This is a genomic window from Amycolatopsis sp. CA-230715, assembly GCF_018736145.1.
Classification (GTDB): domain Bacteria; phylum Actinomycetota; class Actinomycetes; order Mycobacteriales; family Pseudonocardiaceae; genus Amycolatopsis.
On sequence record NZ_CP059997.1, the window covers coordinates 3,997,276 to 4,022,743 of the forward strand.

The 25,468-nt window shown below is 70.0% G+C and carries 27 protein-coding genes; 16 read left to right on the forward strand and 11 right to left on the reverse strand.

Features of this window, described 5'->3' with window-relative positions; all coding sequences use genetic code 11:
• Positions 1 to 31 precede the first annotated feature (31 nt).
• Complete coding sequence (locus HUW46_RS18905) at positions 32 to 895, reverse strand: helix-turn-helix transcriptional regulator (RefSeq protein WP_215548530.1); 864 nt, start codon at positions 893 to 895, stop codon at positions 32 to 34.
• Between the two features lie 102 nt (positions 896 to 997).
• Between HUW46_RS18905 and HUW46_RS18910 the strand changes: the two genes are divergently transcribed.
• Genes HUW46_RS18910 through HUW46_RS18920 form a run of 3 tightly spaced genes read left to right on the forward strand, consistent with a single transcriptional unit; the run spans position 998 to position 3,841 of the window.
• Complete coding sequence (locus HUW46_RS18910) at positions 998 to 2,449, forward strand: MFS transporter (protein WP_215548531.1); 1,452 nt, start codon at positions 998 to 1,000, stop codon at positions 2,447 to 2,449.
• Between the two features lie 28 nt (positions 2,450 to 2,477).
• On the forward strand, positions 2,478 to 2,882 hold the full coding sequence (locus HUW46_RS18915) for a nuclear transport factor 2 family protein (protein ID WP_254126315.1): 405 nt from the start codon (positions 2,478 to 2,480) through the stop codon (positions 2,880 to 2,882).
• 50 nt (positions 2,883 to 2,932) lie between these two features.
• Complete coding sequence (locus HUW46_RS18920; protein ID WP_442860946.1) at positions 2,933 to 3,841, forward strand: DMT family transporter; 909 nt, start codon at positions 2,933 to 2,935, stop codon at positions 3,839 to 3,841.
• Between the two features lie 86 nt (positions 3,842 to 3,927).
• Here HUW46_RS18920 and HUW46_RS18925 read toward each other — a convergent pair whose 3' ends face one another.
• The gene (locus HUW46_RS18925) at positions 3,928 to 4,725 is read right to left on the reverse strand and encodes an APH(3') family aminoglycoside O-phosphotransferase (protein WP_215548533.1); all 798 of its coding nucleotides are present in this window, start codon (positions 4,723 to 4,725) and stop codon (positions 3,928 to 3,930) included.
• A 71-nt stretch (positions 4,726 to 4,796) separates the two neighbouring features.
• Here HUW46_RS18925 and HUW46_RS18930 point away from each other — a divergent pair, with 71 nt between their 5' ends.
• The 3 genes from HUW46_RS18930 to HUW46_RS18940 are packed head-to-tail and all read left to right on the forward strand — an operon-like array spanning position 4,797 to position 7,044.
• Positions 4,797 to 5,318 carry an RNA polymerase sigma factor gene (locus HUW46_RS18930; RefSeq protein ID WP_215548534.1) on the forward strand — a complete coding sequence of 174 codons (522 nt, stop codon included), beginning with the start codon at positions 4,797 to 4,799 and terminating at the stop codon, positions 5,316 to 5,318.
• On the forward strand, positions 5,315 to 6,199 hold the full coding sequence (locus tag HUW46_RS18935; RefSeq protein ID WP_215548535.1) for a VOC family protein: 885 nt from the start codon (positions 5,315 to 5,317) through the stop codon (positions 6,197 to 6,199). The genes HUW46_RS18930 and HUW46_RS18935 overlap by 4 nt, the downstream gene beginning before the upstream one ends.
• Before the next feature lie 56 nt (positions 6,200 to 6,255).
• Positions 6,256 to 7,044, forward strand: coding sequence for a nuclear transport factor 2 family protein (locus HUW46_RS18940; RefSeq protein ID WP_254126317.1), 789 nt, complete (start codon positions 6,256 to 6,258; stop codon positions 7,042 to 7,044).
• Between the two features lie 256 nt (positions 7,045 to 7,300).
• On the opposite strand, the gene HUW46_RS18945 is transcribed toward HUW46_RS18940, so the two are convergent.
• Positions 7,301 to 8,182, reverse strand: coding sequence for a LysR substrate-binding domain-containing protein (locus HUW46_RS18945; RefSeq protein WP_215548536.1), 882 nt, complete (start codon positions 8,180 to 8,182; stop codon positions 7,301 to 7,303).
• 95 nt (positions 8,183 to 8,277) lie between these two features.
• Between HUW46_RS18945 and HUW46_RS18950 the strand changes: the two genes are divergently transcribed.
• Both HUW46_RS18950 and HUW46_RS18955 read left to right on the forward strand, forming a co-directional pair.
• Positions 8,278 to 8,454: a hypothetical protein gene (locus tag HUW46_RS18950; protein ID WP_215548537.1), complete on the forward strand. Its 177-nt coding sequence runs from the start codon at positions 8,278 to 8,280 to the stop codon at positions 8,452 to 8,454.
• Between the two features lie 144 nt (positions 8,455 to 8,598).
• Positions 8,599 to 9,738 (forward strand): S8 family peptidase, encoded by a 1,140-nt coding sequence (locus HUW46_RS18955; protein ID WP_215548538.1) that lies wholly within the window; start codon positions 8,599 to 8,601, stop codon positions 9,736 to 9,738.
• Positions 9,739 to 9,837: 99 nt separating this feature from the next.
• Here HUW46_RS18955 and HUW46_RS18960 read toward each other — a convergent pair whose 3' ends face one another.
• Positions 9,838 to 11,139, reverse strand: a complete 1,302-nt coding sequence (locus HUW46_RS18960) for a UDP-glucose dehydrogenase family protein (protein WP_215548539.1) — start codon at positions 11,137 to 11,139, stop codon at positions 9,838 to 9,840.
• A gap of 163 nt (positions 11,140 to 11,302) precedes the next feature.
• On the opposite strand from HUW46_RS18960, the gene HUW46_RS18965 reads away from it, so the two are divergent.
• Complete coding sequence (locus HUW46_RS18965) at positions 11,303 to 12,061, forward strand: SDR family NAD(P)-dependent oxidoreductase (protein ID WP_215548540.1); 759 nt, start codon at positions 11,303 to 11,305, stop codon at positions 12,059 to 12,061.
• Between the two features lie 21 nt (positions 12,062 to 12,082).
• Here the strand turns inward: HUW46_RS18965 and HUW46_RS18970 are convergent, their stop codons facing one another.
• Positions 12,083 to 13,726 (reverse strand): TM0106 family RecB-like putative nuclease, encoded by a 1,644-nt coding sequence (locus HUW46_RS18970; RefSeq protein WP_215548541.1) that lies wholly within the window; start codon positions 13,724 to 13,726, stop codon positions 12,083 to 12,085.
• Positions 13,727 to 13,904: 178 nt separating this feature from the next.
• Here HUW46_RS18970 and HUW46_RS18975 point away from each other — a divergent pair, with 178 nt between their 5' ends.
• Positions 13,905 to 14,498: a DUF6474 family protein gene (locus HUW46_RS18975; protein ID WP_254126624.1), complete on the forward strand. Its 594-nt coding sequence runs from the start codon at positions 13,905 to 13,907 to the stop codon at positions 14,496 to 14,498.
• A 109-nt stretch (positions 14,499 to 14,607) separates the two neighbouring features.
• Here the strand turns inward: HUW46_RS18975 and HUW46_RS18980 are convergent, their stop codons facing one another.
• The 4 genes from HUW46_RS18980 to HUW46_RS18995 are packed head-to-tail and all read right to left on the reverse strand — an operon-like array spanning position 14,608 to position 18,200.
• Positions 14,608 to 15,579, reverse strand: coding sequence for a glycine betaine ABC transporter substrate-binding protein (locus HUW46_RS18980; RefSeq protein WP_215548542.1), 972 nt, complete (start codon positions 15,577 to 15,579; stop codon positions 14,608 to 14,610).
• Complete coding sequence (locus tag HUW46_RS18985; protein WP_215548543.1) at positions 15,576 to 16,355, reverse strand: ABC transporter permease; 780 nt, start codon at positions 16,353 to 16,355, stop codon at positions 15,576 to 15,578. Before HUW46_RS18985 ends, HUW46_RS18980 begins: the two co-directional genes overlap by 4 nt.
• Positions 16,352 to 17,566: an ATP-binding cassette domain-containing protein gene (locus HUW46_RS18990; protein WP_215548544.1), complete on the reverse strand. Its 1,215-nt coding sequence runs from the start codon at positions 17,564 to 17,566 to the stop codon at positions 16,352 to 16,354. Before HUW46_RS18990 ends, HUW46_RS18985 begins: the two co-directional genes overlap by 4 nt.
• Positions 17,553 to 18,200, reverse strand: coding sequence for an ABC transporter permease (locus tag HUW46_RS18995; RefSeq protein WP_215548545.1), 648 nt, complete (start codon positions 18,198 to 18,200; stop codon positions 17,553 to 17,555). Before HUW46_RS18995 ends, HUW46_RS18990 begins: the two co-directional genes overlap by 14 nt.
• A 363-nt stretch (positions 18,201 to 18,563) precedes the next feature.
• Between HUW46_RS18995 and HUW46_RS19000 the strand changes: the two genes are divergently transcribed.
• The 4 genes from HUW46_RS19000 to HUW46_RS19015 all read left to right on the forward strand — a co-directional run bounded on the left by HUW46_RS19000 (position 18,564) and on the right by HUW46_RS19015 (position 21,481).
• Entirely contained in the window at positions 18,564 to 19,097 is a 534-nt protein-coding gene (locus HUW46_RS19000) for a hypothetical protein (protein ID WP_254126319.1), read from the forward strand.
• A gap of 61 nt (positions 19,098 to 19,158) precedes the next feature.
• On the forward strand, positions 19,159 to 19,926 hold the full coding sequence (locus HUW46_RS19005; RefSeq protein WP_215548546.1) for a YcnI family copper-binding membrane protein: 768 nt from the start codon (positions 19,159 to 19,161) through the stop codon (positions 19,924 to 19,926).
• Complete coding sequence (locus tag HUW46_RS19010) at positions 19,923 to 20,462, forward strand: copper resistance CopC family protein (protein WP_215548547.1); 540 nt, start codon at positions 19,923 to 19,925, stop codon at positions 20,460 to 20,462. Before HUW46_RS19005 ends, HUW46_RS19010 begins: the two co-directional genes overlap by 4 nt.
• On the forward strand, positions 20,459 to 21,481 hold the full coding sequence (locus HUW46_RS19015; protein ID WP_215548548.1) for a copper resistance D family protein: 1,023 nt from the start codon (positions 20,459 to 20,461) through the stop codon (positions 21,479 to 21,481). Before HUW46_RS19010 ends, HUW46_RS19015 begins: the two co-directional genes overlap by 4 nt.
• A 170-nt stretch (positions 21,482 to 21,651) precedes the next feature.
• Here the strand turns inward: HUW46_RS19015 and HUW46_RS19020 are convergent, their stop codons facing one another.
• Complete coding sequence (locus tag HUW46_RS19020) at positions 21,652 to 22,536, reverse strand: phosphotransferase enzyme family protein (RefSeq protein ID WP_215548549.1); 885 nt, start codon at positions 22,534 to 22,536, stop codon at positions 21,652 to 21,654.
• Between the two features lie 22 nt (positions 22,537 to 22,558).
• The gene (locus tag HUW46_RS19025; protein ID WP_215548550.1) at positions 22,559 to 23,950 is read right to left on the reverse strand and encodes a helix-turn-helix transcriptional regulator; all 1,392 of its coding nucleotides are present in this window, start codon (positions 23,948 to 23,950) and stop codon (positions 22,559 to 22,561) included.
• Positions 23,951 to 24,370: 420 nt separating this feature from the next.
• On the opposite strand from HUW46_RS19025, the gene HUW46_RS19030 reads away from it, so the two are divergent.
• Positions 24,371 to 24,631 carry a hypothetical protein gene (locus HUW46_RS19030; RefSeq protein ID WP_442860982.1) on the forward strand — a complete coding sequence of 87 codons (261 nt, stop codon included), beginning with the start codon at positions 24,371 to 24,373 and terminating at the stop codon, positions 24,629 to 24,631.
• 13 nt (positions 24,632 to 24,644) lie between these two features.
• Positions 24,645 to 25,049 (forward strand): hypothetical protein, encoded by a 405-nt coding sequence (locus HUW46_RS19035; protein WP_215548552.1) that lies wholly within the window; start codon positions 24,645 to 24,647, stop codon positions 25,047 to 25,049.
• Positions 25,050 to 25,468: the final 419 nt, after the last annotated feature.

Sequence of the window (25,468 nt, forward strand, 5' to 3'; positions counted from 1 at the left end):
GGCTCCCGCCGCGGGCGGGACGCGCTCCCCCTCAGGAGGGAAAGACGGGCAGCTTCGCGCGCGTTTCGTCGTCGGCCGGGGTGTAGGTGGCCATGGTGATCTCGGAGCCCTTGCCGAAGTTCAGGTACGCGAAGTCGAACTTCATCAGGCCGACCTCGGGATCGAGGAAGCGCTTCGTCATCACGCGCGCCGAGGTGACGTCGTGCTGGTTCCAGAGCTGTTCGAAATGCTCCGACTCCGCGCGCAGCCGCTTGACCAGGTTCTTCCACGCTGGCTCCGCGACGTGCCCGGCCATCGCCGCGCGGAACCCGGCGACCGCGCGCGGCAGGTTCGTCTCCCAGTCCGGCAGCCTGCGGCGCCATTCGGGGTTCGTCACGCACTGCAGCAGCGTGTTGCGCTCTTCGAACGGGAGCGCGTCGATGTCGCCCATCAGCCAGTTGTAGGTGCGGTTGTAGGCGAGGATGTCGCACCGCGCGTTCTTGACCACCGCGGGGAACGGTTCGAGCTGGCGCAGCATGGCCTCCACCGCGGGCGTGACGACGCTGCACTCCTTCTTCACCGCGGGCGCCGTCGCGCCGGCGAGCGTGAAGAGGTGGACCTTCTCGTACGGGTCGAGCCGCAGCGTGCGGCAGATCGCTTCGAGCACCTGCTCGGAGGCGTTGATGTCCCGGCCCTGTTCGAGCCAGGTGTACCAGGTGACCCCGACACCGGCGAGCTGCGCGACCTCCTCGCGGCGCAGGCCAGGCGTGCGGCGGCGCCCGGCAGGCGGCAGGCCGACCTGGTCCGGGGTGATGCGCTCGCGGCGGCTGCGCAGGAAGGCGGCCAGCTCGCGTCGGCGCACCTCGTCGCCTCCGTGCGCTTGCCGGGTGTCCGGTACCCGTACGGCGGTGGTCATGCAACCACTGTGACACACCCACGAACCTGTTACCAGGTAGTCCCGATACCTGGATAAGCAGACTCCTGGTACCAGTTTAACTTCGGCTGGATCGTAGTACCCATGACTCAGTCCGTACTCGCGCCGCAGACGACCCCGCAGACCACCGGGGCCCCCGCGGCGGCCGCTCCGGGACTGACCTCCGCCGGTCTGATCACCGTGCTGCTGGGGGCAGCCCTTCCCGTCATCGACTTCTTCATCATCAACGTCGCGCTGCCGACGATCCATACCGACCTGAACGCCTCGACCGCGACGCTCGAACTCGTCGTCGCCGCGTACGGCATCGCGTACGCGCTGCTGCTGGTGGTCGGCGGGCGGCTCGGCGACGCGTTCGGACGGCGCAAGCTGTTCATGCTCGGCCTCGGCGCGTTCACGCTCACCTCGCTGGCCTGCGGGATCGCCCCGACCGCCGAAACGCTCGTGATCGCGCGCGCCGCTCAAGGCGCGTCGGCGGCGCTGATGCTGCCGCAGGTGCTCTCCACCATCCAGGCGACGACCTCCGGCGAGCGCCGGTCACGGGCGCTCGGCCTCTACGGCGCCACCGGCGGCGTCTCCACCGTCGTCGGCCAGCTCCTCGGCGGCGCGCTCGTCGCGGCGAACATCGCGGGCACGTCGTGGCGGCCGATCTTCCTGGTCAACGTGCCGATCGGGATCATCGGGCTGGTACTCGCCCGGCGCCACGTGCCCGAGACGCGCTCGGTGAACCCGATGGGCGTCGACCGCTGGGGCACCGTGCTGCTCGGGGTTTCCCTGCTGACGCTGCTGGTGCCGATGATGGAGGGCCGCGCGCTCGGCTGGCCCGTCTGGTGCTGGGTGCTGCTGGGGATCTTCCCGTTCGCGATGGCCGCGTTCGTCCGCGTCGAGCGGAACCTCGAACGGGCGGGCGGCGTGCCGCTGCTGCCGCCGTCGGTGATGCGGATGCCCAGCATGCGGCGCGGTCTCGCGCTCGCGGCGCCGTTCTTCACCGGCTTCGGTGGCTTCATGTTCGTCTACGCGATGACGTTGCAGGACGGCCTGCGCCTCGGGCCGCTCGGATCCGGGCTCGCGCTGACGCCGATGGCGATCGGGTTCTTCTCGATCTCGCTGATGAGCAGCAGGCTGGTGGCCCGGTTCGGGCAGCGCGTCGTGCTCGTCGGCGCGGTCGTCCAGCTCCTCGGCATCGTGGTGCTCGCCGGGACCTCGCTGCTCGCGTGGCCCGACCTGACCCCGCTCGAACTCGCGCCCGGCATGCTGCTGCTCGGCATCGGGCAGGGGCTGGCGATGACGACGCTGTTCCGGATCGTGCTCTCGCGCGTGCCGTCGGACCGCGCCGGTGTCGGCAGCGGCGTGCTCACCACCACGCAGCAGACGTTCCTCGCGCTCGGCGTCGCCACGCTCGGCAGCCTCTTCGCCTCGCTCAGCGCACCGGACTCGCTCGGCCTCCGCGACGCGTTCGTGCTCGTGCTCGCCGTGCAGGCGGTGCTGACCGTGATCGTGTCGGTGATGGCACCCCGGCTCCCGGATCCGCGCGACTGATTTTTTGTTGGGATTGAAAGGAGTTCTCATGAACCTCGTACTCCACCCCGTACTCCCCGACGCGAACCTGATGGTGGGCAGGCGGTTCCACGCCGCACTGTCCAAAGGCGACTGGGCCGCGATCCGCGACCTGCTCACCGACGACGCGACCTGGACCCTGCCTGGCGACAACCTCGTCTCCGGGCACGTCTCCGGCGCCGACGCCGTGGTGGAGCGGGCGCGGCTCATCGCGAGCTACGGAGTCCACTTCGCACTGCGGAACATCTTGGTGAGCAAGGAAAACGTGGCCCTTTCGCTGCACAACACGGCGGCACGCGGCGACCTGATCCTCGACGAGCACCTGGCGACGGTGTGCACGCTGCGGGACGGGCGGATCAGTGCGATCGAGACGTACCTCTCGGACGTCGACGGGATGAACGCCTTCTTCCAGTAGGAGTTAGGTGTCCGATAATCGCTGGCGTTCGCCGGGGCGCGGCGGGTGGAATGGCGATCATGCGTGCCGGCGTCGTGGGTCAGTTCGCGGTGGTCGCCGCCGCGTGGGGATCGAGCTTCCTGTTCATCAAGATCGGGCTCGGCGGGCTGCCCCCCGGCCAGGTGGTGTGGGCGAGGCTGGTGTTCGGGTCGCTCGCGCTCGCCGCGATCATGCTCGTCACCCGCCAGGCCGTGCCCCGCGAACCGCGCGTGTGGGGCCACCTCACCGTGGTCGCGCTGCTGTTGTGCGTGGTCCCGTTCCTGCTGTTCGCGTGGGCGGAAACCCGCATCTCCTCCGGGCTCGCCAGCATCTTCAACGCCACCACGCCGTTGCTCACCATGGCGATCGGCGCGGTGGCGCTGGCCTCGGAACGGCTCACCCGCGACCGCGTGCTCGGGCTGGTGCTCGGCTTCGTCGGCGTGGTGGTGATCATCGGGCCGTGGGCTGGCATCGACTTCGGCCACGACCTGCTCGCCCAGCTCGCCTGCCTCGGCGCCACGTTCTGCTACGGCTGCTCGTTCGTCTACTTGCGACGGTTCGTGGCGCCGCTCGGGCTGCCCGCGGTGAGCGTCGCGTTCGGCCAGGTGACGATCGCCGCCGCGATCATGCTCATCGCCACGCCTTGGGTCGCCTCGACGCCACCGCGCGTCGACCTCCCGATCGTGCTGAGCATGCTCGCGCTGGGCGCCGTCGGCACGGGGCTCGCCTACCTGCTGAACGTGAACGTGGTCCGGGCATGGGGCGCCGCGAACGCGTCGGCGGTGACGTACCTGTCGCCGGTCGTCGGGGTGGCGCTCGGGGTGACCGTGCTGGGCGAACCGCTGACCTGGAACCAGCCGGTGGGCGCCGCACTCGTGATCCTCGGCATCGTGGCGTCACACGGGAAGCTCCGCACTACGCGCCCGGTCCCCGCCCCGTAGACTAGTTCGCGGGGGCTGCGCTGATGCCCCGAAGGTGGCCTTCGGGGCGCTAGACGACACAAATCCACCCCTCGCTTTCGCGCGGCTTAGAAGAATTCGTCCAGCAGGCGGTAGAAATCGAGGCGCGTCGTATCGACGGGGACTTCGCCGTAGCGCGCGAGGAACCGGTCCGCGAAACGCGCGCCGAACTGCGGGTTGAGGTCTCCCGCCCGCAGGCTCCTGGTGATCAGCGCGAGGTCGGCGTACCGGTCGGCAACCCCGAGGCGTCCCACGTCGATCAGGCCGGTGACCTCGAACGTCGACGGGTCGAGCAGCACGTTCGGCAGGCACAGGTCGCCGTGGCAGACCACCGACTCCTCCACGCCGGGTAGTGCGCCGTCGAGTTCGGTCACGAGTCGCGCGGCGGACCAGCCGGACCGTTCGTCGTCGAGGTCTTCGAGATCGACGAGACCGTTTTCGGCGGCGTACCTGGCGTGCGGCACGGTCACCGCGAGGCTCCGGTCGAACGGGCAGTCCGCCACCGGCAAGGCGTGCAGCACGCGCGTGAAATCGGCGACGGCGTCCACCACGGCTTCGCGCTCCCCGCTGGCCCAGTCCTCGGCGGCGGTGCGGCCCGGTACCGCCGTGGACACCAGCCACGCGACCCCGTCCTTCTCCCCGGTGTCGACCACGTGGGCCGCCGGGATGCCGTGCGCGCCGAGCCAGTCGAGCCGGTCGGCTTCGCCCGCCACGTCGAAACCGGCGTCCGGGTGCTCGGATCGCGGCGCGGCCTTGGCGTAGAGCGGCGGGCTCCCGTCGAGCCGCCACACCCCGGCACCGGACTTCCCCACCGTCACCGGCACCCACTCGTGCCGGTCGAACCGGCGGCGCACCGTCTCGATCATGACCCCATCGTGCCCGAAAAATTCCGCGTCGCACCCGTCGGAAAGCGCACGCCCCGGACGACGATGGGGGTGTGACGGAACCGCGGGTGCAACGGGACCCGGCGTTCGCGCTGCTCGGGCTGTACGAGAGCGCGCTGCCGGAGGTCTACGGCTACCTGCTGTCCCGCTGCGGGAACACGACCCTCGCGGAGGAACTGACGTCCGAGACGTTCCTCGGCGCCGTCCGCGCCTGCCGGAAGTCCGGCGCGCCCCCGGTCAGCGTGCCGTGGCTGATCGGGGTGGCGCGGCACAAGCTCGTCGACCACTGGCGGCGGCGCGAACGCGAGGAACGGAACCTGCGGCTGGTCAAGCAGCACGAGCCGGAGGCCGTCGATCCCTGGGAAGAAGAGATCGACGCGATCCAGGCGCGGGACACGCTCGCGCGCCTCGGCCCGCACCACCGGGCCGCGCTGACCCTGCGCTACCTGGACGGGCTCGCCGTGCGGGACGTCGCGCACCTGCTGGACCGCACCGTGCACGCCACCGAGGCGCTGCTGGTGCGGGCGAAAGCGGCGTTCCGCCGCGAACACGACCAGAAGGAGGGCTCGGAATGACTGATCCTTTCGACGCCCTCCGCGACACGGCACGAGCCGTCGACCCCGATCCCGATTTCGCCGCCACGCTGCGCGAAGAGCTGCGGCGCGCGGTACTGAACGGAGGAGAAATGACCAGCACCGAAGCACCCGCGCGAGCCGAGGCACACTCGCTGACGCCCTACATCGTGGTGACCGACGCGCGGCGCGCGATCGACTTCTACGTCGACGTGTTCGCCGCCGTCCGCCGCGACGACCCGGTCGTCATGGACGACGGCCGCATCGGGCACGCCGAGGTCGGCATCGGCGACAGCGTGCTCATGCTCGCCGAGCCGTTCCCGGAGATGGGGCACGTGGTGGCCCCCGAGGGCGGCGCGGTCGTGCACGTCCAGGTGTCCGATGTGGACACTGCGATGGCGAAGGCCGTCGAACTCGGCGCGGAGGAGATCCGCCCGGCCGAGGACCGCGGCTACGGCAAGCACGGCACGATCAAGGATCCGTACGGCCAGCGCTGGCTCGTCGCGCAGGCGGAGCGGTCCGAACCCGCCGAACCCGCGGTCCCGCACGGACAGGCCGGGTACTTCACCTTCCAGGTCCCCGAAGCCGAGCCCGCGAAGGCGTTCTACGGCGCGGTGCTCGGCTGGCGGTTCAAGCCCGGTTTCGTCGAAGGCGGCTGGGGCATCGAAGGGCACGGCCTCGAAGGCGGGCTGTGGGGCGGGCCCGGCCGCCAGGCCGGCTTCAAGGTGATGTTCGCCGTCGACGATCTCGAAACCGCGCTCGCCCGCGTCACCGAGCAGGGCGGGCAGGCCGGTGAGGTCGAGACCATGCCGTACGGCCTCAGCGCCGACTGCACGGACAACCAGGGCATCGAGTTCTGGCTCTGGCAGCAGCCCGCCGAATAGTTTTCCGCCCGCTCCACTGACATTCCGTGTCAGTGGAGCGGGCTTAGCCTCCGCGCATGAACCTCGACATGGACCACCTGGCAGACCGCTACGTCTCGGTGTGGAACGAGCCCGATCCGGTAGTGCGGAAGGAAACCGTCGCCGCGTTGTGGGCGGCGGACGGCACCGAAATCACCGAGACCGCGACCTACCGAGGCCACCAGGCCATCGAAGGCAGGATCGCCGAAGCGCACGAAAGCCTGGTGCGCGAGGACGGTTTCGTCTTCCGCTACGCAGGCGACGCGCTCGGCCACCACGACGCGATCCGGTTCACCACCCACATGCTCCCCGCCACCGGCGGGGGAATCGCCTGGACCGGGTCGATCTTCGTCAAACTCGGCGAGGACGGCCTGATCGTGGAGGACCACCAGTTCACCGTCCCGCAGCCGGAGACGCACGCGGTGGTGGCGGAGTTGCTGCGCCGCATCGCGGAAGGCGACCCGGATCGGATCGCGGAGCTGTACGCGCCGGTCGTCGACTGGCGCGTGAGCTGGCCCGTCGAGCACCACCCCGCGGTGCCGTGGATCCGGCCGCGATCCACCCGCGCCGATGTCGCGGAACACTTCCGCGCCCTCGGCGGGCACTGCGTCCCGACGGAAGCACGGGTCCGAGTCGAAGGCACCTTCGTCGACGGCCGGTGCGCCGTGGTGACCGGGACCAGCTCCCAGGTCGTCAAGGACACCGGCAAGCGCTTCACCACGGCGTTCGCACTCCACCTCGCCGTCGAAGACGGGCTCGTCACCCAGTACCACGTGTACGAAGACAGCCTCGCGGTCGTCGAAGCCTTCACCGCGATGCCAGAATGACCGGGTAACGAGTTCTTCCAGGAGCGATGCCGCGTAGGCGTCCCGCGGCCGTACGCGCCGGTGGAAACGCGAAGCCGCCGAGCTGGCGAGCCGTCGCTGGCACGGCTCCACCGACCCGCGCGCTCAAGACCGGTGCCCGTACCCCTGCTGTGACCGCCCCATCGGCCGTGGTCGCCAGGATCGACGGCCCGGTGCTCGCGGCGACCCACGGGCCCGAACCCGGTTCACCGGACTGGTGGACCGGGCGGTACTGACCTCACCCCAGTTCGGCGAACACCTCGGTGAACACCTCGACGGCCGCTTCCACCAGCGGGTGCCGTCCGCTGCCGTCCCGGTGCGCGGCGAAGATCCGCCTGCCGAGCGCGGGTCCCGGCACCGGCCCGGCGACCACCCCGTCCGAGAGCGCGGGCACGCCGAGGCGCGGGATCAGCGCGTGGCCGCCGCCCGCGGCGACCAGGCTCAGCGCGACCGCGAAATCGCTCACCTGGTGCCTGATCCGCGGGGCGAACCCCGCCGCGGCGCACCACCGGACGAGCACTTCGCGGCACTCGCTGCCCGGCTGGTCCGAGACCCAGTCGACGTCGCGCGGATCCGCGTCCTCGGCGCCGGACGGGCGCACCAGCCACATCGGCTCGGTGTGCACGAGCACCTGCCGCACCCCGGCGGACCCGGTGGCGGGCAGCAGGTCGTAGGAGTGCAGCAGCACGACGTCGAACTCGCCCGCGCGCAGGCGCGGCACGCTCGACGCGGGCAGTTCCTCGGTGAGCTGGATCTCGATCCCCGGGTACCGCACGCTCATCTTCGCCAGCGCGTCCGGCACCACCGCGCGCGCCGCGCTGGGGAACACGGCGAGCCGCAGCGTGCCGCTCGGCTCGTCCCGATCGCGCGCGAGGGCGGCTTCGATCTCGTCGAGTTCGACGGCCAGCCGCTCCGCGTGCGCGACGAGCGCCTCCCCTGCCGGTGTCAGCACGACGCGGTTCGTGGTGCGGTCGAGCAGCTGCGCCTTCGCCTCGCGTTCCAAAGTGGACAGTTGCTGGGACACCGCGGCCGTGCTGAAGGACCGCGCCTTCGCCACCGCGGCGATCGTGCCCAGTACGGAAAGATCGCGCAGCAGCAGAAGCCTTCTCACGTCGAGCACGAGCCGATCCTACGAACCGCGCCATCGGTTCCGCTTACCCGGAGCATCGGGAATCACCGCTGTCGCCGACGGCGGCGGGCTGCCATCGTCGAGGCATGGCCACCTGCCCGTCGTGCGCGCTCCCCGCGGACCGCCCGTTCACCGAAGTCTCCCGCCACACCACATCCGAGGGCATCGTCGTCTACTCGACCTGTGTGTGCGGCGAGGCGCTCGTGCACCTCATTCCGCACCGCTTCGAGCCGCTGCGCGTCGCGTACCGGCCCACCGCCTAGGACCTACGCTGCGCACACGCCCAATACCCCTATGTATTGGCCGATGCCAAACATAGGTACTGGCTACGGATTGTTCTCCGTTACCCGCCAGTCAACGGTGGACCGACAAACCGGAAAATTCCGGCTGGCTCGAGGAGGACACTCGTGCGAAAGTCGTCGATCAGCGCCGGCGTGCTCGCCGTCGCCGCCTGCACCACACTCACCATCGGCTCGGCTCAGGCCGCGCCGTCGCTCGCCCCCTTCACGGCCGCGTCCGCGGACGGTGTCGCGGGCGAATACATCGTCGAAGTCAAACCGGGTGAGGACGCGGCGCGGGTCGCGCACGCGCTCGGCGTGACCCCCACCCACGTCTACGAAACCGTGCTGAACGGTTTCTCCGCCACGCTGGACGCCGCGAAGCTCCAGCAGGTGCGTGCCAGAGGCGGGGTCGCCGCCGTCGAGCAGAACGCGCGCGTCAAGGTCGACGCGGTCGGTTCATGGGGCCAGGACCGGATCGACCAGCCCAAGCTGCCGCTCAACAACTCCTACGTCACCACGAGCACCGGCAGCGGGGTGAACGCCTACATCATCGACACCGGAATCCTGCCCACACACCCGGAGTTCGGCGGGCGCGCGAAGGTCGGCTACGACGCCACCGGCGGCAACGGCATCGACTGCAACGGCCACGGCACGCACGTCGCGGGCACCATCGGCAGCAACACCTACGGCGTCGCGAAGAGCACCAAGCTCTTCGGGGTGCGGGTGCTGGGCTGCGGCGGATCCGGCACCAACGCCGACGTGATCGAGGGCATGGACTGGGTGGCGAAGAACGCGGTGAAGCCCGCGGTCGCGAACATGTCGCTCGGCGGTGCCAAGAACTCCAGCGTGAACTCGGCCGCGACGAAGCTCGCGCAGTCCGGCGTGTTCCTCGCGGTCGCCGCGGGTAATGAAAGCCAGAACGCGTCCAACGTTTCGCCGGCCAGCGCCCCCGGCGTGTTCACGGTCGCCGCCTCGGACATCAAGGACGCGTCCGCGTCGTTCACCAACTACGGCAGGGACGTCGAGATCTACGCGCCCGGCGTGAACATCAAGTCGACGTGGCTCAACAACAGCACGAAGTCGATCAGCGGCACCTCGATGGCCACCCCGCACGTCGTCGGCGTGGCGGCGCTCTACAAGAGCGCGAAGGGCGACACTTCGGAGGCGACGCTGACGACCTGGCTGCAGACCAACTCGTCGAAGAACGTCATCACCGGCGTCCCGCCTGCCACCTACAACGGCCTGCTCCAGACCGCGGGCCTTTAGTCCACAGTGGACGGCGCCCTCCCTGCCAGGGGAGGGCGCCTTCCTTTCCGCGACGACGTTTAGCCCGCTAACTGCACTTGGCGACCGGTTCCCCTGTCCCTAAGCCGAAACGCGTTCGCGGGCCCGCGGTCGGCCGACGCCCTGCCATGAGAGACCGGCGTCCAGCACCACGCGCGGTTCCAGCAGGTTCCTGGTGTCGACCACCGCGTCGCCGTGCATCAGCTCGGACACGTACGCCCAGTCGAGGCGCCGGAACTCGGCCCACTCGGTGAGCACCACGATCGCGTCGGCGCCCTTCGCCACCTGGTACGGGTCGTCGACCACGGTCATCCCGGGAATCTCGCCGCCGACCGCGGGGTCGTACGCGGTGAGTTCGGCGCCCAGCGCGGAAAGCACCGAGGAAACCGAAAGCGCGGGCGAGTCGCGCAGATCGTTCGTGCCCGCCTTGAACGCCAGCCCGAGCACGCCGATCCTGGCACCGGCGAGCGTGCCGCCCACCGCGCCCGCGATCTTCGCGACGATCCGGTCCCGCTGCGCGATGTTCTCGTCGATCGCCGCGCCGAGCATCCCGAAGTCGTAGCGCACCGATTCCGCGATCCGCAGCAGCGCGTGCGTGTCCTTCGGCAGGCACGAACCGCCCCAGCCGGGGCCGGGCTTCAGGAACGAGCGGCCGATCCGCCGGTCGTAGCCCATGCCCTCGGTCACCGAGGTGATGTCCGCGCCGAGCCGCTCGCACAGTTCGGCGATCGCGTTGACGTAGGACAGCTTCATCGCGAGGAAGCAGTTCGCCGCGTACTTCACCAGCTCCGCGCTCGCCGCGTCGGAGATCACCGCGGGCGCGGAAAGCCCCGCGTAGAGGTCGGCGACCCAGCGCGCGGCAGGCTCGTCGTCGGAGCCGACCACGATCCGGTCCGGGCCGAGGAAGTCCGACACCGCGGTGCCCTCGCGGAGGAACTCCGGGTTGGACACCACCGGGATGTCGTGCCTGCCGATCAGGTCGGCGATGCGCCGCGCGGTGCCCACCGGCACCGTCGACTTCGTGATCAGCGCGCAGCCGGGCGGCAGCACGTCACCGATCTGGGCCGTCACCGCCTCGACGGCACGCAGGTCCGCCGCGCCGCCCGCGCCCATCGGCGTCGGCACGCACAGGAACACGCCCTCCGCGTCGGCGACCGCGCGCCTGGCGTCGGTGGTGAACGCGAGCCGCCCGGACGTCAGCCCTCTGGCGACCAGCTCCGACAAACCCGGTTCGAGGATGTCCACCCGTCCGGCCGACAGCCTCGCGACCTTCGCTTCGTCCACGTCGACGCAGGTGACCTGGTGCGAAAGGCTGGCGAGGCAGGCCCCCGTGGTCAGTCCGACGTATCCGGTCCCTACCACCACGATTCGAGCTGAGCTCATGTCAAGCAAGGTCGCAGCCGGAGTTGACCTCCTCGCTAACGGAGACCGACGGGCCCGCGTACTCCTCGCGACGGGTAACCAAGGCAACACCGCCAAGTGATGCGAACGAGCGTTAACCTACATCGGCGACGGCGGCACGCCGATCAGGAAGGAACGGGAGAACATGCAGATCAGGGATACCGCGGCGATCGTCACCGGTGGGGCTTCCGGCCTCGGCGGAGCCACCGCGAAGGCGCTGGCGGCCAAGGGCGCCAAGGTGTTCGCGCTCGACCTCGCACCGTCGATCGAGAAGGCCGAGCAGGTCGACGGCGTCACCTACGTCGAAGCCGACGTGACGAGCCACGAGCAGGTCCGCGCCGCCGTCGAGCAGGCGTCCGGCTCGGGCGCGCCGCTGCGGATCGTGGTCAACTGCGCCGGGATCGGGCCGTCCGCACGCGTGCTCTCCCGCAAGGGCCCGCACGATCTCGACCTGTTCGCCAAGGTCGTGCAGATCAACCTGATCGGCACCTTCAACGTCCTCACCGTCGCCGCCGAAGCGATCGCGAAGACCGAACCCCTGGAGGACGACGCCAGGGGCGTCATCATCAACACCGCCTCCATCGCGGCGTTCGACGGGCAGATCGGCCAGATCGCCTACGCCGCGTCCAAGGGCGGCGTAGCCGGGCTCACCCTGCCCGCCGCGCGCGACCTCGCCTCGCACGGCATCCGCGTCACCACGATCGCGCCCGGCATCATCGACACCCCGATGCTCGCGACCGTCAGCGACGAATTCCGCGCGAGCCTCGCGGCGGGCGTGCCGTTCCCGAAGCGGCTCGGCCGTCCCGACGAGTACGCCCAGCTCGCGGTGAACATCGTCGAGCACGACTACCTCAACGGCGAGACGATCCGCCTCGACGGATCGCTGCGGATGGCCCCCAAGTAAGCCCCACGGCGGGACGCGCGATCAGATGTCGCCCATGAACGGCACTTCGGTCATCGCGCGTTCCGTCATCCACACCCGCAGCGCGCGCGTGGCCAGCACGTCGTCCTCGTTGTAGCGCAGCAGGCGCTCGCGCTGGACCGCGTCGGGCGCCTCGCCGTCCATGCCGACCGCGTCGCGGTACCAGCGCATCGACGCCTCGCCGCCAGCCTCCGGGTCGCGCCAGGTGAACCCTGCTGCGGGGGCGACGACCTTGAGCCCCTTCCCGTGGGAGCACAGGAACTGGTCGGCGACGACCCGGAACAGGTCGACCCACTCGTCGGACTCCACAAAGGACCGGATCTCGGCCTTCGCCGGAATGCCGGGGTATTCGCGGAAGCGTTCGGCGGAGCCGTAGAGCCAGCGGTTCTCGGCGAGTTCGTTGTAGCAGTAGGCGCGGAAGGTCAGCCCCGCCGCTTCGGTCCGCGCCCGCACTTCGCCGAACCAGGTCCAGAACTCGGCGAACGAGCGCGCCTCGTCCGTCGTCGGCAGCGGTTCCCAGGTCGCGAACGCGTGGTAGCCCTGTTCGAGCCCGATGTCGGCGCCGGAGAGCAGGCATCCCCACAGGTAGGCGCCCGAATCGCCGAAGCTCTCCATGTCGACGTCCACCTCGACGTCGGCGCGCGCCACCTCGACGCGTTCCACCTTGCGCACCATGGTCAAATCCGCCAGCCACGCGCGGGCGAGCACCACGGCGTCCGCGTACGACCCGCCGGTCCACGTGATCGGCGGCTCCTCGGCCGGGTTCCGCACCGCCAGTGCGTCCACAGTGGACACTCCGAGCCTGCGCAGTTCCATGGCGTCCTCGCCGCGCACCACCAGGCTCACGTCCCTGGTCTCGGTGAGCTTCTCCTGGCACGTCGGCCAGTACGGGCACCGCTTGCACTCCAGCACCCTGGACGGTTCGGCCAAGGCCTCGTCACCGGCGGCCGCCGCGTTCGCGATGGCGAGCCGGTCGGCGAAGCGCGCGTCGTACTCGTCGAGCGCGGTGCGGCCACCCGGCCAGGTCGCCGCGGCGAGGTCGTGCCACACGACGACGTCCGCGTCGAGCCCGATCACGCCGCCGTACGCGCGTTCGCGCGGCGCGTGGCCGGTGGTTTCCAGCATCCGGCGCAGATGCGCGAGCCGCAGCTGGTCCCTCGGCTGCGAACGCACCTTCCGCACCGGGTCGGCGACCGCGTGGTGCGGGTCGAGATCGGTCATCACCGTCGTCGGCGCGCCCGCGCCGCGATCGGTGATCCGGTGCCGCACCACGAGCACCGGCACGTAGCCGCCGTCGGAACGCACCAGCAGCTCCACGCCGCCGCGCCGGTGCCCTTCGGCGTCGACCGGCAGGAGCGCGCCCCAGATGAACGGCACGCCGTCGGCCAGTGCCTGTTCGGTGGCCCGCGCCCGTTCCTGGGCGGGCAGGTCGCGCGGGACCGTCACCCAGGTCGCGTCGGCGGGCGAAGCGTCCACGAGCCGTTGCCGGATGGCGAGCCGGTGCGCCGCCGCATCGGCGATACGCTGCTCCGATGCGGGGTCAGGCGGTGGCAGCGGCACGTCCCGCATACCGGGGTCGTGTTCGAGGTGCACCCGCCGACGGCACCGACTCACCGCACCGGCATCCAGCAGCACCTCCGCACCCATGAGGATCACTCTAGGTCTCGCCGGGTTTCATGCCACCCGCCGACATGCCCACGGGGGTGCACACCAGTAAGTTCGTCACCGACGCTTTCGAAAGGTGCAGCCGATGACGCGCAACGACTCTTCCGACGAGCGCTCGCTCGGCGGACTGGCCGGCGAGACGGTGGAGGCGATCCAGCACATGGCCGACTCCAAGGCGGCGAAGAAGGCAGCGAAGGCCGCCGGCAAGGATGAGAAGAAAGCCGTGAAGCAGGCGAAGAAGGATGCCATCAAAGCTGTGAAGAAAGCACATAAAAAGGGTGAAACGGGCAGCGACCTCGTGGTGACGGCCGAGCGCGAGGACAGCCGCTTCACGCCGAAGAAGGCGCGCAACGCGATCGCCGTCGCGAAGGTCGTCGGGCCCGCGGTGATCCCGGTGATCGCGCCCTTCGCGGTGCGCGCGGCAGGCGCGGCACGCGAGGCGTACGACCGCTACCAGGCGCGCAAGCTCGGCATCGGCGTCGACCAGCTCGGCGAGTACAGCGGGCGCGGCGCCGGGCTGCACGCCAGGATCGCCGGGCTGTCCGAAGGCTTCATCGACCTCCACGAGTCCGGCAAGGCGAGCGATGAGGACCGGAAGTTCGCCGCCGCGGGCCGGGCCACGCTGGAACAGCTCGCGGCGACCGTCCGCGCGGCGGAACGGATGCCCGGAACCCGGCGCAAGGCCGCGCACCGGGCCGTCTCCGGCGAACTGGACCAGCTGGAAACCCAGCTGCTGCACCGCCTGGGCATCTGAGCCGCGCTTCACACACGCCGAAGGATGCTCCTGCGGATAGCGAGTGGTTATTCGCCCGTAGCTCGTGATGCCCCGAAGGTCACCTTCGGGGCGTTCGCGGTGAAGCGGGTCAGCTCGCCTTGACGAAGCCCTTCGACACCATCCAGTTCTTCGCGACCTCCGCGGCGGACTTGCCGTCGATGTCGACCTCCTTGCACAGGTCGATCATCTGCTGGTTCGTCATCGCCTTGCCGACCGGCTCCAGCACGCCACGCAGTTCCGGATGCTGGTTCAGGAACTCGGTGCGCATCGTCACCGACGCGTTGTACTGCGGGAAGGTCTGCTTGTCGTCGGCGAGGATGCGCAGGTTGAGGCCCTTGATCCGGCCGTCGGTGGTGAACACCTCGCCGATGTTGCAGGTGCCGCTCTTGATCGACGAGTAGATGGTGCCGATGCCGAAGTTCTTGATCGTGCCGACCGGGAACCCGTACTTCTTCAGCGCGCCGGGGAACCCGTCCTGGCGGCTGGTGAACTCGGTCTCCAGGCAGAACACCGACTGATCGGGGTTCTGCTTGAGGAAGTTCGTCATGTCCGAGGTGGTCTTCAGGTTGTGCTTCTGGCCGTACTCCTCGGTCACCGCGAACGCGTACTGGTCGTTGAGCGGCGAGTAGTCGAGCCAGGTGATGCCGTTCTTCGACTCGTCGGCGGCCTTCGTCGCGTCGAACTGCGCCTTCTCACCGCCGGGCACCGGCAGTTCGTTGCCCTGGTAGTTGATCCAGCCGGTGCCGGTGTACTCCCAGCTCATGTCGATCTGGCCGTTGATCAGCGCCTGGCGCGCGCTGTTCGACCCCTTGATGTCGGTGAGGTCGACGACGTCGGCACCGGCCGCGGTCAATGCCATCTCGGCCATGTAGCCGAGGATGATGTTCTCGGTGAAGTCCTTCGAGCCGACCGTCACCTTCACGCCCTGCAGCGAGGGAACCGGCTGGATCGACGCGGGCTCGATCTTGTACGGCACCGACGCGTTGATGTCGAGGCCGCAGGCGGACAACGACGCGGCGAGCAGTGCCGCGCCGAAAACCGCTTTAATCCGGCGTTTCATCGCAGTCCCTTCGGTCCGAGCAGCTGTTCCGCGACCGCGCCGAGCCAGTCGACGATGAGCGCGAGGCCGACCGAGAGCACGACACCCGCGATCAGCACCCTGGTCAGGTTCAGCTTGTAGCCCGCTTCGATCAGGAGCCCGAACCCGCCCGCGTCGACGAAGTGCACCAGCGTCGCGGTGCCGACGGCGAGCACGAGCGACGTGCGCAGCCCGGCCAGGATGAGCGGGATGGCGAGCGGGAACTCGATGCGCCACAACACGCTCGAACCCGACATGCCGATCCCGCGCCCGGCGTCGACCAGTGCCGGGTCGACCTGGTCGAGGCCGACCATGGTGTTCCGCAGCACCGGCAGCAGCGAGTAGAAGGTCAGCGGGATCGCGGCCACCCACAGCCCGCCGGTCGCGCCGGTCCACAGGAAGAACAGCACCAGCACGCCGAGCGCGGGCGCCGCCTGCCCGATGTTCGCGACCGCCAGGAACACCGGCGCCGCCCAGCGCGCGAACGGCCGCGTCACCAGGATGCCCAGCGGCACCGCGATCGCGACCACCAGCACCGACACCACGAGCGTCACCAGCAGGTGGTCGCCGAGGTTCTTGAGCAGCGAGGCGCCGTTCAGCGTCTCCCGCTCGGTGTCGGACAGGTTCCTGGTGAACAGCCACACCATCGTGACGCCGACGATCAGCACCACGGCCGCGGGCTGCGCGAACAGCCGGATCCGTTCCGCGCGCTTCGAACCGGATTCGGTGGAGAACCCGGTGTCGACGGCGGCCGTCACGACTGGCCCTCTTCTTGGTGGTCGTCCGCGTGCTCCTCGCGGAGCCGCTGGATCGTCGCCATCACGGTGTCGAGTTCGATCACGCCCGCGTATTCGCCGCGCGGGCCGGTGACCGGCACGCCGCCGCCCTCGGCGAGCATCGCCTCCAGCGCGTCCTGCAACGTCGACTGCAGGCTCACGACGTCGCCGAGCGGCCTGCCCGCGGTCGCCAGGGTGGCCGCGGTGCCGAGCTGGCGCGCGTGCACCCACCGCGACGGCCGGTTGCGGCCGTCGAGCACCAGCACGAAGGAACTGCCCTGCTTGGCGAGCTGCTCACGCACCGCCGCGGGCGATTCGTCCTCCTTCGCGGTCGGCACGTCCGTCTTCAGCTCGACGTCGCGGACGCGCAGCAGCGTCAGCTGCTTGAGCGACGCGCCGGCGCCGACGAACCCGGCGACCGTGTCGTTCGCCGGGTTGGCGAGGATCGCGTCCGGGCTGTCGTACTGCAGGATCGACGACTGGTTGCCGAGCACCGCGATCTTGTCGCCGAGCTTCACCGCCTCGTCGAAGTCGTGCGTGACGAACACGATCGTCTTCTTCAGATCGGTCTGCAGGCGCAGCAGCTCGTCCTGCAGGTTGCCGCGGGTGATCGGGTCCACGGCGCCGAACGGCTCGTCCATCAGCAGCACCGGCGGGTCCGCGGCCAGTGCGCGCGCCACGCCGACGCGCTGCTGCTGACCGCCGGAGAGCTGGCGCGGGTAGCGGCCGTGGAACTCCTTCGGGTCCAGCCCGACGAGGTCCATCATCTCCTCGACCCTGCTGTCGATGCGCTTCTTGTCCCAGCCGAGCAGGCCGGGGACGACCGCGATGTTCTGCTCGACGGTGAAGTGCGGGAACAGCCCTGCCTGCTGGATCGCGTAGCCGATCTTGCGGCGCAGGGTGTCCGCGTTGAGCTTGAGCGCGTCCTCGCCGCCGATGGTGATCCGGCCGGAGGTGGGCTCGATCAGCCGGTTGATCATCCGCATGGTGGTCGTCTTGCCGCAGCCGGACGGCCCGACGAAGATCACGATCTTACCCGCGGGCACCACCATGCTGAACTCGTTGACCGCGGGTTCCCTGGTGCCGGGGTACCGCTTGGTCACCTGCTCCAGTTCGATTTCGACCCCGGAGACGGCACCGTCGATGCTGGTGGCGCCTTCGGCAGTGGTCACGGTTTGGTCAGCCACGGACACCCCTTGAGACGGTGAGACGAGCGATGATGGCGTAGATGCCCTCGAGGATGAGGGCGAGGATGATGACACCGACGGTGCCGGTGACAGCTTGGTTCACATCGTTGGCGCTACCGGCGTTGCTGAGCGCGGAGAACACTTCGCCGCCGAGGCCGGGGCCCTTCGCGTAGGCGGCGATGACCTCGATGCCCATCAGCATCTGGGTCGCGACGCGCATCCCGGCGAGGATCGCGGGCCAGGCGAGCCGCAGCTCCACCCTGCTCAGCACGCCGAACCTGCTCATCCCGATGCCCTTCGCGGCGTCGGAGATCGCCGGGTCCACGCTGCCGAGGCCGACGATCGTGTTCCGCACGATCGGCAGCAGGCCGTAGAGCACGAGCGCGATCACCGCTGGCCGCGAACCGAGCCCGAAGATCGGGATCAGCAGACCGAGCAGCGCGAACGACGGGATCGTCAGGATCGTGCTGGCCAGCGCGGTCGCGAGCGCCGAGCCGATCGGGCTGCGGTAGACCGCGATCCCGATCAGCACCCCGATCACCGCGGCGATGATGGTGCACTGCACCACCGCGCTCGTGTGCAGCCACGCCTGGAGCGAGATGCTGCTCCAGCGGTCGGAGATGTACTGGAAGAGGTTCATGACCGGCGGCTCCGGCCGTCGCGACGCTCCGCGTGGGCTTCCGTGACTACCTTCATGTCGTTCTCCCGCCGCACATGTCACCCATTCGGGGTAGAAGCTTAGTGGCGAGGGTCGCGCTCAGTAGTGCGAACACGGTCCCCCGAGGCCCGGTCATGGTGCGCTCACAGTTCCCCATCGGTTGCTCTTCGGCAACTAATGAAGGCAGTGAACCGGGCGTCGCCGTCCCGTCCGCACGCCATCGACCAGGGAAGATAACCTTTTCGAAGCTATTTCGGGCAAACTTCTTAACCCGGCGTGCCGCGCCGGTCACCACAGGGTGGGAGCACGTCGCCCAGCGCCCCATTCGTCCCATACGCTGGCGGCGTGAGCAGGCATCCGAACGGGCGTAACCCGCTGCGCGTCGCGCGCGGCACCCTGCTCGCCGCCAGCTCCGCCGCGCTCGCCGTCTCGGCGCACGCGTTCGCCGACGGCGGCCTGCCCGACACGGCGCTGACCGTGCTGCTCACCCTGCTGATCGGCTGGGTGGCGACCGGGCTGACCGACCGGACGACGGGCCCGCTCGGCGCGTTCGCCGTGCTCGGCGCCGGACAGCTCGTGATGCACGTCGTGCTCAGCGACCTGATGGACCACGGCACATCGCAGGTCGACGGCGCCGTGATGACCGCGGCGCACGTCGTGGCGACCGGGATCGCGGCGGTGCTCGTCGCGACCGCCGAGTCGATGCTCCGCACCGCGGTGGCCGCGCTGCGGCTGCTCCTGCCGACGGTGTGGCGCCCGGCGCCGGTGCCGTCCGGCCCGGTGCAGGCCACCGCCGCCCGGCCCTCGGCCGACTGCCCGCACGTCGGCGTGGTGCTGCGCCGAGTCTGCGCACGCCGCGGCCCGCCACTGCCCTCCTGAACCCCACCCACTCACCCCAGCGCCTCGGCGCTGGATTTCCCCCTGTTCAGGAGAAAACCCCATGGCCACCAACCGTGCCATCACGCGCGCCGGATTCGTCGCCGCCACCGTCGGCGTCACCGGGCTGCTCGGCGCCGGTATCGCGTCCGCCCACGTCACCGCCAACGTCTACGGCAAGCAGCCGACGAAGGGCGGCTACGGCGCGATCTTCCTGCGCGTGCCCAACGAAGAACCGGACGCGGGCACCACCAAGGTCGAAGTCACGCTCAAGCCCGAGTACGCGATCAGCAGCGGGCGCGCCAAGCCGGTCCCCGGCTGGACCGCGCAGGTCACCAAGGAGAAGCTGCCCGCGCCGGTGAAGACCGCGAAGGGCACCGAAATCACCGAGGCGGTCACCAAGATCACCTGGACCGCCCAGCCCGGCACCAAGATCGCCGCGGGCTCCGCCGAGTTCCAGGAGTTCGAAATCTCCGTCGGCGCGCTGCCGAACCTCGATCAGATCGAACTGCCCGCCGCGCAGACCTACGAGAACGGCAAGGTGGTGAACTGGAACCAGCCCACCCCGCCGAACGGCGAGGAGCCGGAACACCCCGCGCCAACGGTGAAGCTCGCCGCGGCCGAGTCCGACCACCACGGCGCGGCCCCGGCCAACGCGAGCCACTCGGACACCGAGTCCGCCGCCCCGGCCGACGGCACCGACAACACCGCGCGCTGGCTCGGCGGCGCGGGCCTCGTCGTCGGCGCGCTCGGCCTCGGCTTCGGCGCGGGCGCGACGATTAGGGCGCGAAAGACGGTCGCCGACGCGAAGGCTGGAGAAACTTCGGAATGAAAAAGGCAGTACTGACGATCGCGCTGGCCGCGGCGGCCGTGCTCGGCACGGCCACCCCGGCGTTCGCGCACAACGTCCTGGTTTCGTCCGACCCGCCGAAGGGCGCGTCGGTCGAGACCGGCCCGTCGAAGATCACGCTCACCTTCGACGCGCCGGTGCAGCCGGGCAACAACCAGCTCGCGGTGACCGGGCCGGACGGCAACCAGTGGACGGACGGCGGGGTCGAGGTGGCCAGCAACGTGGTGTCCGCGCCGGTCCGCCCGCTCGGGCCCGCCGGGGTCTACAAGGTCGGCTACCGGATCCTGTCCGCCGACGGCCACCCCGTGTCGGGGGAAACCGAGTTCACGCTGACGAAGGCGGGCACCGGCACGCCCGCCGCCGCGAAACCGGCCGATCAGGACACCGCGAAGTCCAGCGGATCGAGCGGCGTCCCGGTGTGGGTGTGGCTCGTCGGCGCCGTGGTCGTGCTCGGCGCGGGGCTCACGCTGGCGCTGCGGACGGGTTCGGGTTCGGCGAAGGAAGACAAGAAGTCATGACCAAGGCCGAGGCCACCTCGAACGTCCGGTACCAGACCCTGGTCTGCGTGGTCGCGGCGGCGTTCGTCGCCGCGCTCATCGGCGTCGCGCTCACCGCGGCGGCGCCGGTGCCGGGCGTGACGGACGTCAGCGAGGTGGTCTCGGTCGCGATCCCGCTGGTGCGGGTCGTGCTGGACCTGGCGGCGGTCGCCACGATCGGGCTGTCCCTGCTGTCGGTGCTCGTGGGGTACGACCGCCCGAAGCTCACCGAGCCGGTGCTCGCGAAGGCGCGTCCCGCCGCCGTCGCGAGCGCCGTGGTGTGGGCGATCGCCGCGCTCGCGGCGCTGGTCCTGCAGACCGCGGAGTTCCGGCCGCAGGCCGACAGCGTCGGGCTCGGCGACATCGGCGACTACATCGCGGAGATCGGCGCGGGCAAGGCACTGGTCGTCGTCGCCGCGCTGGCGCTGCTGCACGCCGCGCTCGGCGCGCTCGCGCTCAAGCACGGGGAGAAGGTGCCAGCCGAGGTCAGGGTCGGGCTCGGCCTGTTCGCGCTGCTGCCGCTGCCGGTCACCGGGCACGCGTCGAACTGGAACTTCCACGACTACACGATGATTTCGATAGAACTGCACGTGATGGGCGCGGTCGCCTGGACCGGCGGGCTCGGCGCGATGGGCGTGCTGCTGGCCGGCAACCGGACGCTGCTCGCGCACGCGCTGCCCCGGTTCTCCAAGCTCGCCACGCTGTGCCTGGTCCTGACCGCGGTCACCGGCCTGTTCAACGGGTTCATCGAGATCTACCTCAACCCGGCCATCTCGTTCTGGGCAGGCGTGTTCACCACCCCGTACGGCCAGCTCGTGCTGCTCAAGCTCCTGTGCGCGAGCGCCATCGCGCTGCTCGGCGCGAACGTGCGCTGGCGGCTGATGCCGCAGATCGCGCAGCACAAGCGCACCGCGCTCGCCGCGTGGGTCACGCTCGAACTGACCGTCATGGGACTCGCCTTCGGCTTCGCCGTCGTGTTGACACGAGCACCCGTCACCTGATTTGGTAACCGCAGGTAGCTGCAACTTGCACTTTCGGTGGAACGACTCGGCTTAATGGGGTGACCAGTCGGGCCGAATTCGCCACCCGCGACCGCCCTTAACAGGGCAAACGACGAACGGTCATCTGCACGCGCCGAACGTCGCGCAAATCACGGTGCGCACCGGGTCGCCTACCGGTACCGCGCCCAGCGGGTCTCCGTGCGCCCCGCCCGCAGGTCGTCGAGGCGGCGGTGCAGCTCGTCCGCGACCCGCGGATGGCTGCGCAGGATCGGCAGCACGCTCGTCGTCAGCTTGAGTTCGCGTGCCGCCCTGAGCACCGGAAACCCGTCCCAGCCGGCGACGTCGAACCCGTAGGCGTCGGCCAGCATCCGGTACCGCCCCGCAGGGTCCCCGAACCGTTCCCTGCCGACCGCGAGCGGGGTCAGGTCCCACTCCGGCGGGCCGACGCACGACGAGTCGAAATCGCACAGCACGGGCCCGTCGTCGCCCACGATGACGTTGCCGGGATGCGCGTCGCCGTGCACGAGTGCCTGCACGAGCGGGAATTCGAGCTCACGGAGATCGGCGTCGACCTCCGCGCAGCGGCGCAGCAGGAACGTGCGGTCGCCCGCGTCGAGCTCCTCGGCGTCGGAAATCCGGGCACGCACGTCGGCGAGCGGCGACCACTCCTCGAGACCCTCCGGCGGCGGCAACGCGTGTACCCGGCGCAGGAGCTCGGCCAGGTCCGCGGCGCTCGCCCTGCGGCGGCCCGGCACCCGCTCCCACACCGTGACCAGGTGTTCGCCCACTTCGAGCGGCTGTTCCACGCCGGGGAGGAGGCGGATCGCGGGCACGCCGTGCTCGGCGAAGTACCTCGCGACCGCGACGACCTTGTGCACCCGGTGCCGCAACGCGTGCGAGCCGACGATCCGCACCACCACGGGCGCGGACGCGAGCGCGTACACGGCGTTGTTGGTGAACCTCAGCAGTACCGCCCCGGCGGCGTCCAGGCCGAGCGCGGCGCAGGTTTCCCCCAGCGCCGCGTCGAGCCTCGCCCTGGTGAAACGCCCGTCCACGACGGCCCGTCCACCCCCGCGGTTATGCGGCGTAGAACGCGTTGATCCGATCGGCGAGATCCCTCGCGTCCACGTTGTTCCGCCTGCGGTCCGCCTCTGCCTTGAGGGGCTTCATCCGGTCCTTGATGCGATGGGACTTCAGGCCGTCCGCCGCGTCCAGCGCGGCGCGGCCGACCTTGGCGCCGTGGTCGATGTCGCCCTCGAGCAGGTGGTTCGTCGCCAGCGCGCTCAGGTTGAACGTCTTGCTGCGGGCCATGTCGTCGCCGTAGGCGTCGATCGCCCTGGTCAGCGCCGGGATCGCGTACTTGGTGTGCGCCACGTCGACCTCCTGCGCCAGCACGGTGTGCACGGTGCCGATCATCGCGTAGACGTCGGTCTCGTCGAAGAACTTCGCCCACGACTCGACGTTCTTCAGGTCCGCGCGCTCGAACTCGTCCTTGCTCCGGCCGAGCAGCTTCCTGGCCTGCTCCTCGTTGCCCATCATCGCGTAGGCCCACGCCTCGTTGGCGCAGAGGATCGAGACCGCGAGCTCCGAACCGGACTCCTGCGCGGCGATCTGGCCGAGCTGGAACAGCTTCAGCGCGTCGTTCGGGGCCTCCTGGTGCAGGTAGACCCGGCCCATCCGGTACAGCACGTTCGCCACCAGCGGGTGGTTCTCGCCCTGCTTGGCCAGGTCGAGCGCGTTCGCGAAGTGCCCGCGCGCCGAGTCGACCAGCCCGGTGTCGAACGAGGTCCAGCCAGCCAGGCTGTGCAGATCCGCCAGCGCCACGAACAGGCGCGACTTCACCACGTCGATGGCGCTGGACTCCAGCATCTGCTGCCCCCAGGACAGCTGTGCCACCACGGCGTCGCGGCAGAACCCGCCGCCGTACTGGTAGTCGAGGGCGCGCAGCGCCCTGGTCGCGGCCTCCACCTGCCGCACATCGGTCATCCCGATGCGACCGGGTGCCGGCGTCCTCGCGGGACTCGACGCCCATGCCTCGGAGGACGGTCCGAAGACCGCTGCCCCCATCGTCACCTGGGCGGCGTGCGCGAGGAACTTCCGCCGTTTCACGGACTCGTCCTCCTCAGCCTGCTGCTCGTCGACGGCGCCGACGACCGAAACCGCGGTGGCCTCGTCGTACGCGAGGCCCATGTAGCCACGGGGGACGCCCAGGCCGTCGGCGATCCTCGCGAGCACGTCGTAGGCCATGACCTGACGACCCTTGAGGATCTCCGACACCTCGGACTGTGACTGGCCGGTCATCGCGGCGATCTGGCGCTGCGAGACGCCTTCGCGACGGAGCAGGCGGTAAACCCCGCTGATCTCCCGCGCGGCGAGGGCGGCCCGCATCTCCTTCTGCTCCCATGCTTCCGGAGATATCGGGTGTCCCTGCCGGGCTTCCGGAGAGTGCACCGTCTTGTTGGCGTCCATGTGCGCCCCTTCACCGTCCGTCGGGCGTCGATAAGCAGCGTAGGCACTTCTATTGAACCGTGTGAAACCCCGTTTGTAGAGCCTGATCGGCCCCACCGAAGTTCCCCGACCGCTTAACGTGGAACCCGGGCCGGTCGCCGCTATGACGCGATTACGACTTCTCTCGCCCGGCGATTCGTCGCAATGTAGTCCTCAGCCCGGATGTGAGCGGACGTACACCGACCGCAATCACCCAGAGCTACGAAGGCGCAAGTGCAGAGTGCAAGCCTGCAACACCCGGCGGCACGACCTGCAGCACGACGAAGAGAGCGGAGTGAACCGGTGGAGTTCGTGGATTCGATCGCAGCAGGACGTGCTGGGACAGCCACGAGCCCCGTGCGGCCCTCAGGGCACGTCGCGGTGGCCCGCTCGGCGCAGTCGGTGCAGTCCATCCAGCCCGCGGTGTCTTCCGCGCCCGCCGACCCCCGCGCCGCGGAGGCGCGCCGGTACGAAGGCGGCCAGCTGGTGTGGCGCGTGCAGTGCGGCGACCTGATCGACCGCGAGCGCTGCGTCACGGTCGTCGTCGAAAACAACCAAGTAGTGCTGGTCAGCCCGCCGGGCGAGACCGCGCGACTCTCCGCTGGCCAGCTCGGCCAGCTACGGGCCGCGCTCAACGAAGCCGCCAAGCTGGCGGAAAGGTGACGGTGAGTTTCAGGTGGATCAGATTCTCGGGCAGGTTCTCCGCAACGCGGTGTGGGAACGACTCGACATGCTCTCCGAACTCGCCCAGCGGGCCGACGCCCAGTCACTCGTCTCGGTGGCCCGCTCCGAACTGCCACGCCTGACCGAAGGCTGGCGCGCGATGCTGCTGGCCCACGAGCCGGACGAGCGCGGTGACTGCCCGACCTGCTCCACCCGCTGGCACCGGTGCAAGGCGCCGTGCCCGGTGTGGCAGGTGGCGCACGAGCACCTGGTCGCCGGTGGGCTGGCGCCGCAGCAGGACCCGAAGCGCAGGCGCCCGGCGCCCGCGCAGGCGCGAGCCGCCGCCCCGTCGGCGGCGGAAACCACCGGCCGGCACGCACTGGTGCGCACGCCCGCACCGCGGCGCGCGCTGGCCTGACCCCCAGACTGGTGAGCGAGGCCGCACCCGACGCCCCATCGGTGGCCCTCCGCTCGCCGTTTCCGGAGGTCGGCCCGTCCGTCCCCCCGAGCGAGACGGGCCGACCCTCGGTCCCGCGTTGGCAGGCAACCGCCAGCTAACGCGATTAATCGAAAATAGTACGTCGAACCCCTGGCGTACACCCCGCTCCACCGCTATGTTGATCATCATCAGTTGATCACAGTACAACTCGAAAATTGCAGATCGCACCTTGCGAATCCCCCGTCCGCCAGGTGGCCCCGATAACTCCGCGGGCCGATGCCGTTGTTACTCCCCCTCCCCCCGACCGGCATCGGCCTGCGGCCCCAACGAATGGCCGGTCTCGCCTCCCCCGAGGGCGAGACCGGCCATTTCGCCGTTTTCACCGGGCGCGAAGGCCG